Below are 12,289 nucleotides of genomic sequence, written 5' to 3'. Positions count from 1 at the left end.
CATCCATTTTTTTGCCATTCTGGACGTGTCTTGAGGCGGAACTGTGAGCTTGGACGACCAGATGGACCGGGGCTGCCGGAAGGAAAATGTCGCTGTGGACAAGCGGGTTCGTGAAGCCGGCCTGAGGCCGACACGGCAGCGCATTGCGCTTGCCGACCTGCTTTTCGCCAAGGGCGACCGCCATCTGTCGGCCGAGGAACTGCACGAGGAGGCCGTCGCCGCCGGCGTGCCGGTGTCGCTGGCCACCGTCTACAACGCCCTTCACCAATTCACCCAGGCGGGACTCCTGCGCATTCTGGCTGTCGAGGGCGCCAAAACCTATTTCGACACCAACACCTCCGATCATCACCATTTCTATATCGAAGGCGAAAACCGGATTTTCGACATCGCCAATGGTCCGGTCACCGTCACCAACCTACCGGAACCACCCGAGGGGATGGAGATCGCCAATGTCGACATCGTGGTGAGACTGCGCCCCAAACGCGCCGAATGACCGACGGTCAGGCACGTATGCACGGCCGGGCACGTATGAACGGCCGGGAATGAAACCCCTCGATCTGGCTGTCCGGCTGGAATGGGCCGCTGTCGCGGTGTCCGCTATCGTCTTTTATGCACTCGCCGGTGCGTCCTGGCGGTTGTTCGCCTTGTTGATCCTGGCGCCTGATCTGTCCATGTTCGGCTATCTCGCCGGGCCGCGCGTCGGCGCCGCCTGCTACAATGCCTTCCACATCTTGGTCCCACCGGTGTTTTTGGTGCTTGCCGGCAGCCTGTTCGGCAATGCAGCCGCTCTAGCGGTTGCATTGATCTGGATCGCCCACATCGCTATCGATCGCGCGCTGGGTTACGGCTTGAAGCTGTCGAGCAGCTTTCAGGATACCCATCTCGGCCGCATCGGCCGCTAAACGGTCCGGCCTGCGGTTCAAACGAGTCGCGGCAAGGCCAAAAATCAGTCCTTGACCCGTTCGCCGGGATAGGCGCCCCAGACGACGGATTGGGCGAGCCAGCCGGTGTGGCCATCGAGCGTCATTTCGCACCACTGGCCGTCGCAGGATTTGATCGTGCCCATGACGCCCGGCTCGACGATCGCCACCACGCTGGCGTCCTTTTCGGGGCTCCTGAGGAGATTGATCTGGGCGCCCTTGCCGCGCTGCCACGGCGCCACGATCGCCGTGCGCCGGCCCGAAAGCAGCGACTGGTTGATCCAACCTTCCGAACCGTCGGCGTCGCGCACGCGGCGCCATGTGTCGAATTCCTGGATGATCTCCATCGGCAGGCCTGCCTTCAGATACATCCAGTCGACCGAGTAGTTGGCGCCCGGCCCGACACGCGAATTGACGCGGCCGGATTTCAGGCTGACGAATCGTGGCAGCGGCAGGCCGCTCGGCCCGAGCGTGACGACGCTCTGGGCGGGGGCTGCTGCACCTTGCGCGCACAGTTGGGGTGAATAGAGCAGAGCGCCGAGAAATGCTGCGCTGAGGGTCAGGCGAAGCGACGCGAAACCAGACACTTTCGTTCCTTTCGGCGCTGGCCTGCCGGCCCCGGCGCCCCTTTTTCTTTGTCTTCGGCGGCACCGCTTGGTACATGGGTAAATCGGCTACCGCGACCGGCTTCCAGTTTCGCCGGTCTTGGTTAAAGAGGTCTCAACGAGGGAAACAATGGCAGGCAAAAAGAAGCCTCTCGTGGTCATCACGCGAAAACTGCCCGACCCTGTCGAGACCCGCATGCGCGAGCTGTTCGACGCAAGGCTGAACGTCGAGGACAGGCCGATGACGCAACCGGAACTGGTCGCGGCGGTCAAGGAGGCCGACGTGCTGGTGCCGACGGTGACCGACCGCATCGACGCGGCATTGATCGCCCAGGCCGGCGAAAACCTCAAGCTGATCGCCAATTTCGGCAATGGCGTCGACAAGATCGACGTGGCGGCCGCGGCCAAGAAAGGCATCACCGTAACCAACACGCCCAACGTGCTGACCGAGGATACGGCCGACATGACGATGGCGCTGATGCTGGCGGTGCCGCGCCGGCTGGCGGAGGGCGCCAATGTACTCACCGGCGACAAGAAATGGGCCGGCTGGTCGCCGACATGGATGCTTGGCCGGCGCATCTGGGGCAAACGGCTCGGCATTGTCGGCATGGGGCGTATCGGCACCGCCGTTGCCAGGCGTGCCAAGGCTTTCGGCCTCTCCATCCACTATCACAACCGCCATCGCGTGCTGCAGGCGGTCGAGGACGGGCTGGAGGCGACCTATTGGGAAAGCCTCGATCAGATGCTGGCCCGCATGGACATCATCTCGGTCAACTGCCCCTCGACGCCGGCGACCTTCCATCTGCTTTCGGCGCGGCGGCTGGCGCTGCTCCAGCCCACCGCCTATATCGTCAACACCGCGCGCGGTGACATCATCGACGAGGAGGCGCTGGTCAAGCTGATTCAGGATGGCAGGATCGCTGGCGCCGGACTCGACGTCTACGAGCACGAGCCCGCATTGAACGGAAAACTGCTCAAGCTCGCGACCAAGGGCAAGGTCGTGCTTTTGCCGCATATGGGGTCGGCGACGCTCGAGGGCCGCATCGACATGGGCGAGAAGGTGATCATCAACATCCGCGCCTTCGTCGACGGCCACCGCCCGCCGGATCGCGTGCTGCCGCTCAGGACCTGAGCGGCTTCGCAACATAATGTAAGTGGAAACTTACGAAACGGTCTTGCGCATGGTGACCGAAGTCGGTCGCGCATAACCTTCATGCGCCGTTCTCACGGTCTCGCGAAAACCGAGCCGGGCAAAGGCTGCCTGGTTCCCAGCCAGCTCGATTCGCGTCTGCAGCTCGATTGCGGCCTTGCCGCGGCTGCGGGCAAAATCCTGGACGGCTTGCATCAACAACCTGCCGATGCCCTGGCCCTGACAGTCCGGCGTGACGGCGAGCTTGCCGACATAGAGGTGGTCGGTTCGTTCCAGGGCGAAGATGCAGCCGACGATCCTGTTGCCGCTGAGCGCCAGCATGCCGGTCTCGCGGCGGGCTTTGTCGCGCAAGGTTTCCGCGGTGAGCAGGTGCGCCGAGGACGGCGGGTCGATGATGCCGTCCATGAAGGCGAATGCGCGCAGGATCAGGGCGAGCACTTCGTTCCAGCGGTCGAAATCGGCCGGAATCCGGTTGATGACGATATCGGCAGTGCGCGTCAACGTCAGTTTCGTCTCTTGTAGCGGATGGTCTCGAAACGCGCGGCCAGCGCGTCATAGAGCAGCAGTCGTCCGATCAGCGGCTCGCCAATGCCGGTGATCAGCTTGATGGCTTCCATCGCCTGCAACGTGCCGATGACCCCAGTCAGCACGCCAAGCACCCCGGCCTCGGCGCAGGACGGCACCAGACCCGGCGGCGGGGCCTCCGGGAAGAGGTCGCGGTAGCCGGGGTTGGAGGTGCCATCCCTATCGGCTTGGAACGGTATCAGCACGGTCACGGAGCCATCGAAACGGCCCACGGCGGCGTGCACCAGCGGCTTTCCCTCCGCCGCGCAGGCATCGGCCACGACATAGCGTGTCTCGAAATTGTCGGACCCGTCGACGACCACGTCGTAACGGGCGACGAGGGCTTGGGCATTGTCCGCGGTCAGGCGCAATGTGTGGATTTCGACAGCGGTGTTGGGATTGATGCGGGCGATTGCCGCCTTGGCGCTGTGGGTTTTCAGCATGCCGACAGTGTCCGTGCCGTGAATCACCTGCCGCTGCAGGTTGGAGAGCGAAACCGTGTCGTCGTCGATCACGCCGAGCGTACCGACGCCGGCTGCGGCAAGATATTCAAGCACTGGTGCGCCCAATCCGCCGGCGCCGATGACCAGCACCCGCGCTCGCTTCAGGCGCTGCTGGCCGGCGCCGCCAATTTCGGGCAGCACGATGTGGCGGGCATAGCGTTCGAGTTCTTCGTCGGTGAGGGCGGTGGCGATCATGGCTCGATCATATAGCGGGAGAAAAACCTTGTCAGGTGCTCACACAGCCATCGGCGCGACCGTGCCGTGATCCACGATCAGGAACTGCGCCCGGCCCGCCAGGCTGGAAAACAGCGCAGCATCGGTTCCCGTCATGAAAGCCTGGCAGTTCAATTCCTCCAGGATCGAGAACAGCGCCGCACGCCGGCCACCATCGAGATGTGCCGCGATCTCGTCGAGCAGCAGGATTGGCGTCAAGCCGGACATCTCGCCGGTCAATCTGGCATGCGACAGGACAATGCCGACAAGCAAGGCTTTCTGTTCGCCGGTCGAACACAGCGCCGCCGGCATCGCCTTGGGTCGGTGCCGGACCACGAGATCGGAGCGGTGCGGGCCCTCGAGCGTGCGCCCGGCGGCGCGGTCGCGGTCGCGGCCCCCGGCGAGCGTGCGGCGGAACCGCTCCTCGACGTCGACAGCCGGCGTGTTGGCGATCTCGGCTTCCAGATCGCCCGACAGGCCGATATCGGCCTGCGGAAACGGGCCGCTGTCGGGCAGCCTGTCGATCATGGCGGCCAGAAGGCGCACCATTTCGGCGCGCGCCGCGGCGATCGCCACGCCTGTCTCGGCCATCTGCGTCTCGATCGCCTCGAACCAGCTCAAATTCCGCGAACCTTCCGTCAGCAGCCGGTTGCGGCCGCGCATCGCCTTTTCATAGTCGAGGGCGCGCTGTCCGTGGCCTGGATCGATCGCCAGCACCAGCCGGTCGAGAAAGCGCCGGCGGTCCGCGGCCGGTCCGGTGAACAGAGCGTCCATGGACGGCGTCAGCCACACGACGCGCAGCCATTCCAGCATGTCCTCGGCCGATCGCGCCGTGGCGCCGTTGATACGCACCCGCCTGCCGCCCTCGCCAAGACTGTCGCCACTCGAAATGCCCGTCCCTATCTCGACTTGGCCGTCAGGTCCGTCGAGCCGTGCGTGCAGCGCAAAGCCGCCGTCACCGCCCTCACGCGCGACGTCCGCGTAAGGCGCGCGGCGCAGGCCGCGGCCCGGCGTCAACAGGGAAATCGCTTCCAGCAGATTGGTTTTGCCAGCGCCATTGTCACCGGAAAACACCACCGCGCCCGGCTCAAGCTCGACCGACAGCGTCGCATAGTTGCGGAAATTGGTAAGTGTAAGCTTACTTATATGGGTTTGTGCCGGCAACCGCTACTGCTCTACACCCGCATCGGCATCAGCACATAAAGCGCGGTTTCATCGGCCATGTCGTGGATCAGCGTTGGCGAACCGGCGTCGGCCAACATGAACCGGGCCTCTGAACCGGTCAATTGTGCGGCAACGTCGAGCAGGTACTTGGCGTTGAAGCCGATCTCGATCGGGTCGGCTGAATAGTCGGCGGCCAACTCCTCGGTGGCGCTGCCCGAATCCGGATTGTTGACCGCAAGCGTCACCTGGCCCTCACTGATCGAAAGCTTCACCGCGCGCCCGCGTTCGGAGGAGATGGTCGAGACGCGGTCGACGGCGGCCGCGAAGCTCTGGCGGTCGATGATCAGCTTCTTGTCGTTGCCGGTGGGAATGACCCGCTGATAATCGGGGAAGGTGCCGTCGATCAGCTTGGAAGTCAGGATGACGCTGCCGATGGTGAAGCGGATCTTGGTGTCCGACAACTCGGTGGTGACCGCCACGTCGGGATCATCGACCAGCTTCTGCAATTCGCTGACCGTCTTGCGCGGTATGATGATGCCCGGCATGCCTTCGGAACCCGCCGGCGCGTCGATCTCGGCGCGCGCCAGGCGATGGCCGTCGGTCGCCACCGAGCGCAGCTTCAGCTTGCCGCCGACCTCATGTGTGTGAAGATAGATGCCGTTGAGATAATAGCGCGTCTCCTCGGTGGAGATGGCGAACTGGGTCTTCTCGATCAGCCCCTTGAGCGCGACCGAGTCGAGCCGGAAGATATGCGAGAAGGATCCGGCCGAAAGCTCGGGGAAGTCCGATTGCGGCAGGCATTGCAGTCGGAAGCTCGAGCGGCCGGAGGTCACCGTCATGGCGTTGCCGTCCTCGTCCGTCTTCAGCATCACCTCGGCACCGTCGGAAAGCTTGCGCACGATGTCGTAGAGCAGATGCGCCGGAACCGTTGTCGCGCCACCCCGCTCGACCTTGGCCGGCGTCGCTTCCGTCACCTCCAGGTCGAGGTCGGTGGCCTTCATTTCCAGGCTGGCGCCTTCGGCGCTGAGCAGCACGTTGGACAGGATCGGTATGGTGTTGCGCCGCTCGACCACGCGGTGGACGTGGTTGAGCGACTTCAGGAGATTTGACCGTTCCAGGATAACACGCATGACGAACCAGGCTCGCTTGAATGAATGAGCGGGTCTCCGGCTGGCGGCGTCCCGCGAAAGGTCTGAACAGGCTTCAGAATCTGCGTAAACTGACAGGAAAAAACCAGCAAACGCAAGCCCGCGCGACCGGTTCGGGCCGGCTACGCGGGCTTTCTGGGGATAAAGGCGGCGAAGCACGCCGCCAGGCGTTTTCGAACGGCTCAGGCCTGGTCGTTGATCAACCGTCTCAACAGTTCCAGTTCCTGCGCCAGCGTGTTGTCGCCGCCGGAAAGATCCTCGATCTTGCGCACTGCGTGCAGCACCGTTGTGTGGTCGCGGCCGCCGAAGCGCCGCCCGATCTCGGGCAGCGAGCGCGGCGTCATCACCTTGGACAGATACATGGCGACCTGCCTCGGCTTGACGATGGTGCGCGTGCGCCTGTTGGACAGCAACTCGGTCTTCGACACATTGTAGTGCCGCGCGACGATGCGCTGAATATCCTCGATACGGACCCGCTTCGGCTCGCCGGTGCGGTAGATATGGCCGAGGATCTCGTCGATGCGATCGATGGTGATCTGCGGCTCGAAAGACTGGCGGAACAGGAGTTGATTGAAGGCGCCTTCCAGTTCGCGGCCGCTGCCGGTCACCGTGCGGGCGACGTGATTGAGGATCTCGTCGGAGATGTCGAGGGAAGCGTCGTCGTGCCTGGCGGTGGCGAGGCGCAGCTTGAGCATGCCCAGGCGCATGGCGAAATCGGGGGCCGACATTTCGAGCGCGACGCCGCCATTGAGGCGCGAGCGGACCCGCGGTTCGAGGGATTCCAGTTCCGACGGGGGCCGGTCGGCGGCGACGACGACCTGCTTGGCGCTGTCGAGCAGCATGTTGATCAGATGGCAGAATTCGTGCTGGATCGACTTGCCCTGCAGGAATTGCATGTCGTCGATGATGAGCAGGTCGATATCGCGAAGCTGTTCCTTGAGCGTCAAGGCATTGTTGTCGCGGATCGCGGTGGCGAAGCGCCACATGAAATATTCCGCCGTCAGGTAGACGACGCGCGATTTCGGGTTCTGCTTCAGCGATTCCGCGGCGATAGCCTGCAACAAATGGGTCTTGCCGAGGCCGACCGTCGCATGAAGGAAGAGCGGGTTGAAGCGCACCGCGCTCGACTGCGATTCCGCCACGGCCTTGGCCGCGGCGAAGGCCACCCGGTTCGACGGCCCTTCGATGAAAGAGGCGAACGTGTAACGCGGATCGAGCGGCGATCCCAGCACATTGTGGCGGAACTCGCTCTCGGCCGGCATGCCCGGGCGCGGCGCCGGAGCCCGCTCCAGCCTGCCGGGGCTTACGGTGCCGGCGGCCAGCGCCGTCTGCGTTTGTCGCGTCATCTTGCGCGCCGGCGCCAATTCCGGTTCGGCATGGCTGCGCCCCTGGCGGGTGGCTGTGCGCACGATGATCTCGATCTTGAGGATCTCGGGATCCTCGTGCTTCCAAAGCTCGCAGATAAGGTCGAGATAATGGCCGTTGATCCACGAGCGCAGGAAGGCAGTAGGCACCGAAATGCGAACGATGCCCTTTGAAGCCTCCGCGACCTTCATGCGCCCGAACCAGCTCGAATAGACTTCGGTTCCCAACCGCGCCTTCAACTGGGCCTTGACCCGGTCGAACTTCTGTTCCGCGTCGCTGGAAGCCGCCATCTCATCAGCTCCGATCAGATTTCCTGAAAATGGGATGTCATTGGTAAGCTCCCTTTCGACGCCGCTCTGCATGATCGAGTTCCTTGTCTCTGTACCTGTTTTTCCGCCGGGGATGCGCCTCCTGCATCCGTGTTCCAGCGACTGCGCTTTGCTACGACGCCCGCTGCCGCCGCCGGCAGATGAACGTCGCCCATTATCCAGGGAACCGGTGCCGGCCCATGGAAGCCAGTCCGTGTTGGGTATGTCAGAACAATGCAACACCGTCCGGCGAAAATCGCCGGCGCTGTCGACCTGCCATGTATAGTTACGCCAGTCCCCTACCGTATCGAAAAAGAGCAAACCAAACCTGTCCGCGGACTTGATCCGCGCCACAAACCCCGCCAATTTAAGCTGGCCCATTCAGGCTGGGTCAGGGCCACCCGGCCCATCCCTTTCGATGGACCGACATTACCGAAATCGCTGTGGATAGGGCAAGGCCACGTCTAACGGATTTTTAAGGAATCTGGTTAGGTCCGGCGCGCCGAAGCGCCATGCGGCAGCACTATAGTTTGACAAAGCCATTGTGATTCAAACCCTTTTCCGGCGAATATGAAAAAGCCGGGCTGGCGCGAAATTTTGTGAAATAAATCGCTTGACAGCCAGTTGTTCTCCTGGCGCTTCGCCGCGCTGTGGACAACGTGTGGATGACTATCTGTAACTAGCTGGGAAATATTGATTATTTCGGCGGAGGGAGAATTTTTTAGCCGACACTTTTCAAGTATCTGGACCATCAGCCGGCACGCATATGCCGGCAAAGCATTTCGGACCGCAAACTCCGCTTTCGACGCCTTTTCCGAGTATTCTTTTTAAGTGCTTGCCGGCAAACGAAAAAACCCGGCACTATCGGCCGGGTTCTCAGAAGATCAGTCCGGAAAGGGACGTCAGGCCGACAGCACCTTGAGGCGCTGGGCCAGCCGTGAAACCTTGCGGGCCGCGGTGTTCTTGTGGATCACGCCCTTTGTCGCGGCACGCATCAATTCCGGCTCGGCGGTCTTGAACGCCGCCTGCGCGGCGGCCTTGTCGCCGGAGGCGAGCGCCTCCTCGACCTGGCGCACATAAGTGCGGACGCGCGAGCGGCGGTTTTTATTGATCGCCGCGCGGCGGACGATCTTGCGCGTTGCCTTTTTGGCCGAGGATGTATTGGCCATGATGCCTCTCTTCTGATCTGGTCGGCGCATGCGGCATGCCGCAGGGCACAAAAAACAAACGGGCAGCCACAGGGCCGCCTCGGTTGGTGCGGCTTATAGTTCAGCTTTCCCGGCGCGTCAACGCTGGCTGGCGTTCTTTTTGGCTGTCGTCGCGCCGGAGCATTTTTTCAGCCACGCCGAAGCACTTGGCCCCCGGAGGTGCGCTGTCAGCGATTGGTGAAATTCGGCTTGCGCTTCTCGGCGAAGGCCGCCATGCCTTCCTTCTGGTCGTCGAGCGCAAACAGCGAATGGAACAGTCGACGTTCGAACCGCAGCCCCTCGGCGAGCGTCGTTTCATAGGCTCGGTTGACGGCTTCCTTTGCCATCATCACCGACGGCAGCGAAAAATCGGCGATCTTGGCCGCCGCCTTGACGGCCTCCTCGACAAGCTCGCCGGCAGGCACGACGCGCGAGACCAGGCCGGAACGCTCAGCCTCCGCGGCATCCATCATCCGCCCGGTCAGGCACATGTCCATCGCCTTCGACTTGCCGACGAACCGGGTCAGGCGTTGTGAGCCGCCCATGCCGGGAATGACGCCGAGCGTGATTTCGGGCTGGCCGAATTTTGCCGTGTCGGCGGCGATGATGAAGTCGCACATCATCGCCAGTTCGCAGCCGCCGCCCAGCGCATAGCCGGCCACCGCCGCGATGATCGGCTTGCGCGCCCGGGTCAACTCTTCCCAGCCGACGAAAAAGTCCTTGATGTAGGCATCGACGTAGGAAATCGACTGCATTTCCTTGATGTCGGCGCCTGCGGCGAAGGCCTTCTCGGAACCAGTGATGACCATCGCGCCGATGCCGTCATCTGCCCCGAACACGTTTACCGCGGCCACCAATTCCGCCATGACCTGGGAATTCAGCGCATTGAGCGCCTTCGCCCGGTTCAAGGTGATCAGCCCGACCTTGCCCCTGGTTTCAACGACGATCGTTTCATAGGCCATGGCTTCGGCTCCTCTTCCAGGCAATTGAAGATCGATCTAGCTCACCGCTGACAGGTCCGGCAATAGAAGGTCGAGCGGCCGCTCTGCGTGATGCGCTCGATATGGCCGCCGCAGCCAGGCTTGGAGCAGGGTTCGCCCTCCCGGTCATACACCGCGAAGGAGTGCTGGAAATAGCCCAGCGAACCGTCGGTCTGCATGTAGTCGCGCAGCGACGATCCGCCGGCCGCAATGGCATCTGCGATGACCGAGCGGACCGCCACGGCAAGCCCCCGGCTTTGCTCACCCGCTTTCTTGCCGGCTTTGGCTATCGTGCCCGCCTCGCGCAGCGGCGACAGCCCGGCGCGCCATAGCGCCTCCGAGACATAGATGTTGCCGAGCCCGGCTATCAATCTCTGGTCGAGAAGAGCGGCCTTCAGCGGCGATTTCCGGCCCTTCAGCAGTGAGGCCAGCAGCAATCCGTCAAGCGCATTGCCGGTGGGTTCGATGCCGAGCCCCGCCAGCATCGGATGGGTGTCCGGCGGCCCTTCGCAAAACAGCATGAAGCCGAAGCGACGCGGATCGTTGAAAACCACGCGCGAGCGGGTGCCGTCCCGAGAGGCGACGTCGAAGATGACATGGTCGTGCGTCGAACTCTTCGACCGCTCGTGATGGAACACGCCGGGCATTTCGGCAGCGTCGGCCGTCTCGATGCGAAACGAGCCCGACATGCCGAGATGGCAGATCAGGGCGGGACCGCCTTCGAGATCCATCGTCAGATATTTGGCTCGGCGTCCGAGCGCCGTGATCGTCTTGCCGGTCAGCCGCTCGGCGAATTTTTCGGGGAATGGAAAACGCAGGTCCGGCCGGCGTGCCTCGGCGCGGATGATGCGGGCACCCTCCAGAACCGGCTCCAGCCCGCGCCGGACCGTCTCGACCTCGGGCAATTCAGGCATGGCCGCCCATATCCGGGTAAAAGGAAGTGCCGTAGCGGCCGTGCGCCAACCCGAGATGTTCGGCCACGGTTTCACCAATGTCGCAGAATGTCGTTCTCAGCCCGATGTCGCCGCCCGTCAGACCTGGTCCGATGCCGATCACCGGAATGCGTTCGCGTGTGTGGTCGGTGCCGCGCCAGGTCGGGTCGTTGCCGTGGTCGGCCGTCAGGATCAGCAGATCGCCCTGTCGCAATCTCGCGAATGCTTCCGGCAGTCGCCGGTCGAAGGCCTCGAGCGCGGCGGCATAACCTGCAACATCGCGGCGATGGCCGAACTCGGTGTCGAAATCGACGAAATTGGCGAAGACGAGATCGCCGTCGCGGGCCGCATCCATTGCATCAAGCGCCTGGTCGAACATGGCCATGTTGCCCGCGCCCTTGCGCACTTCCGAAATCCCCCGATGGGCAAAGATGTCGCCGATCTTGCCCACGGCGATGACGCGGCTGCCACGCGCCGTCAGCCGGTCGAGCAATGTCGGCTCGGGTGGCGGCACGGCGTAGTCGTGTCGGTTGTAGGTCCGCTCGAAAGTGGCTGCCGTCTCGCCGACGAACGGTCGCGCGATCACCCTTCCGATCCTCAACGGATCAACCAGGCGACGCACCACCTTGCAGAATTCGTAGAGCCGCTCCAGTCCGAAATGGATCTCGTGCGCGGCGACTTGCAGGACTGAGTCCACCGAGGTGTAGCAGATCGGCTTGCCCGTGCGGATGTGCTCCTCGCCGAACCGTTCGATGACCTCGGTACCAGGCGCATGGCAGTTGCCGAGAATGCCCGGCACCTTGCCCTCGCGGATGATCGCCTCGGTCAGTTCGGCGGGAAAGGCTGGGATCGTGTCGGGAAAATAACCCCAGTCGAAACGCACCGGCAGGCCGGCTATCTCCCAATGACCGGATGGCGTGTCCTTGCCGCTCGAAACCTCCTGGGCGGCACCGTGGAAGGCATTGTCGACGAGATCCGTCCCGAAAGCGGCAAAGCCCAGCCCCGTCGCGGTCTCGGCAGCCTTGCCAAGTCCGAGCGACGCCATGTTGGGAACAAACAACGGCCCTTGGCGAAGTCCTTCGCGATCGGCGCGGCCTTCCGCACAGGCCTCGGTGATATGGGCGAAGGTGTTGGCACCGGCATCTCCGTAGCGTTCGGCGTCGGCGGCGCCGCCTATGCCGAAGGAATCCAGGACGAAGAGGAAAGCACGCGCCATGAGGTCATTGTTGCCGGTTTGAGCACCCAGACAT

At 63.2% G+C, this 12,289-nt stretch carries 13 protein-coding genes; 3 read left to right on the top strand and 10 right to left on the bottom strand.

From position 1 onward, the window contains the following. Nucleotides 1-61: 61 nt before the first annotated feature. The gene (irrA, locus tag FJ443_RS10880) at nt 62-493 is read left to right on the top strand and encodes an iron response transcriptional regulator IrrA (RefSeq protein WP_181165297.1); all 432 of its coding nucleotides are present in this window, start codon (nt 62-64) and stop codon (nt 491-493) included. A gap of 49 nt (nt 494-542) precedes the next feature. After that, nucleotides 543-902 (top strand): DUF4260 domain-containing protein, encoded by a 360-nt coding sequence (locus tag FJ443_RS10875; protein WP_140496764.1) that lies wholly within the window; start codon nt 543-545, stop codon nt 900-902. Nucleotides 903-946: 44 nt separating this feature from the next. Here the strand turns inward: FJ443_RS10875 and FJ443_RS10870 are convergent, their stop codons facing one another. After that, on the bottom strand, nt 947-1,507 hold the full coding sequence (locus tag FJ443_RS10870) for an SH3 domain-containing protein (protein ID WP_140496762.1): 561 nt from the start codon (nt 1,505-1,507) through the stop codon (nt 947-949). Nucleotides 1,508-1,655: 148 nt separating this feature from the next. Here FJ443_RS10870 and FJ443_RS10865 point away from each other — a divergent pair, with 148 nt between their 5' ends. Next, a complete protein-coding gene (locus tag FJ443_RS10865; RefSeq protein ID WP_140496760.1) occupies nt 1,656-2,657 on the top strand; it encodes a D-glycerate dehydrogenase in 1,002 nt (333 codons plus the stop codon). A gap of 30 nt (nt 2,658-2,687) precedes the next feature. On the opposite strand, the gene FJ443_RS10860 is transcribed toward FJ443_RS10865, so the two are convergent. The 9 genes from FJ443_RS10860 to FJ443_RS10820 all read right to left on the bottom strand — a co-directional run bounded on the left by FJ443_RS10860 (nt 2,688) and on the right by FJ443_RS10820 (nt 12,255). Further along, complete coding sequence (locus FJ443_RS10860) at nt 2,688-3,176, bottom strand: GNAT family N-acetyltransferase (RefSeq protein ID WP_140663968.1); 489 nt, start codon at nt 3,174-3,176, stop codon at nt 2,688-2,690. 2 nt (nt 3,177-3,178) lie between these two features. Further along, a complete protein-coding gene (locus tag FJ443_RS10855; RefSeq protein ID WP_140663965.1) occupies nt 3,179-3,937 on the bottom strand; it encodes a molybdopterin-synthase adenylyltransferase MoeB in 759 nt (252 codons plus the stop codon). Nucleotides 3,938-3,976: 39 nt separating this feature from the next. Continuing rightward, complete coding sequence (recF, locus tag FJ443_RS10850) at nt 3,977-5,119, bottom strand: DNA replication/repair protein RecF (protein WP_140649395.1); 1,143 nt, start codon at nt 5,117-5,119, stop codon at nt 3,977-3,979. An 11-nt stretch (nt 5,120-5,130) separates the two neighbouring features. Next, nucleotides 5,131-6,249: a DNA polymerase III subunit beta gene (gene dnaN, locus FJ443_RS10845; RefSeq protein WP_140496751.1), complete on the bottom strand. Its 1,119-nt coding sequence runs from the start codon at nt 6,247-6,249 to the stop codon at nt 5,131-5,133. Between the two features lie 200 nt (nt 6,250-6,449). Beyond that, entirely contained in the window at nt 6,450-7,994 is a 1,545-nt protein-coding gene (dnaA, locus tag FJ443_RS10840) for a chromosomal replication initiator protein DnaA (protein ID WP_140496749.1), read from the bottom strand. An 848-nt stretch (nt 7,995-8,842) separates the two neighbouring features. After that, a complete protein-coding gene (gene rpsT / locus FJ443_RS10835; protein WP_140663961.1) occupies nt 8,843-9,109 on the bottom strand; it encodes a 30S ribosomal protein S20 in 267 nt (88 codons plus the stop codon). A 206-nt stretch (nt 9,110-9,315) separates the two neighbouring features. After that, entirely contained in the window at nt 9,316-10,089 is a 774-nt protein-coding gene (locus FJ443_RS10830) for an enoyl-CoA hydratase (protein ID WP_140663957.1), read from the bottom strand. 41 nt (nt 10,090-10,130) lie between these two features. Further along, on the bottom strand, nt 10,131-11,021 hold the full coding sequence (gene mutM / locus FJ443_RS10825) for a bifunctional DNA-formamidopyrimidine glycosylase/DNA-(apurinic or apyrimidinic site) lyase (RefSeq protein ID WP_140663954.1): 891 nt from the start codon (nt 11,019-11,021) through the stop codon (nt 10,131-10,133). Continuing rightward, nucleotides 11,014-12,255, bottom strand: a complete 1,242-nt coding sequence (locus tag FJ443_RS10820; protein ID WP_140663951.1) for a phosphopentomutase — start codon at nt 12,253-12,255, stop codon at nt 11,014-11,016. The genes mutM and FJ443_RS10820 overlap by 8 nt, the downstream gene beginning before the upstream one ends. Nucleotides 12,256-12,289: the final 34 nt, after the last annotated feature.

It is taken from the genome of Mesorhizobium sp. B2-6-1 (genome assembly GCF_006440475.1).
Taxonomy (GTDB): domain Bacteria; phylum Pseudomonadota; class Alphaproteobacteria; order Rhizobiales; family Rhizobiaceae; genus Mesorhizobium.
Note: the sequence above shows the minus strand (reverse complement) of the source record. Positions and strands in the feature narration are given on the sequence as shown.

Coding starts and splice junctions, on each gene's coding strand:
- irrA (WP_181165297.1), top strand. CDS start 62: ATGGACCGGGGCTGCCGGAAGGAAAATGTCGCTGTGGACAAGCGGGTT.
- FJ443_RS10875 (WP_140496764.1), top strand. CDS start 543: ATGAAACCCCTCGATCTGGCTGTCCGGCTGGAATGGGCCGCTGTCGCG.
- FJ443_RS10865 (WP_140496760.1), top strand. CDS start 1,656: ATGGCAGGCAAAAAGAAGCCTCTCGTGGTCATCACGCGAAAACTGCCC.
- FJ443_RS10855 (WP_140663965.1), bottom strand. CDS start 3,937: ATGATCGCCACCGCCCTCACCGACGAAGAACTCGAACGCTATGCCCGC.
- dnaN (WP_140496751.1), bottom strand. CDS start 6,249: ATGCGTGTTATCCTGGAACGGTCAAATCTCCTGAAGTCGCTCAACCAC.
- dnaA (WP_140496749.1), bottom strand. CDS start 7,994: ATGCAGAGCGGCGTCGAAAGGGAGCTTACCAATGACATCCCATTTTCA.
- rpsT (WP_140663961.1), bottom strand. CDS start 9,109: ATGGCCAATACATCCTCGGCCAAAAAGGCAACGCGCAAGATCGTCCGC.
- FJ443_RS10830 (WP_140663957.1), bottom strand. CDS start 10,089: ATGGCCTATGAAACGATCGTCGTTGAAACCAGGGGCAAGGTCGGGCTG.
- mutM (WP_140663954.1), bottom strand. CDS start 11,021: ATGCCTGAATTGCCCGAGGTCGAGACGGTCCGGCGCGGGCTGGAGCCG.
- FJ443_RS10820 (WP_140663951.1), bottom strand. CDS start 12,255: ATGGCGCGTGCTTTCCTCTTCGTCCTGGATTCCTTCGGCATAGGCGGC.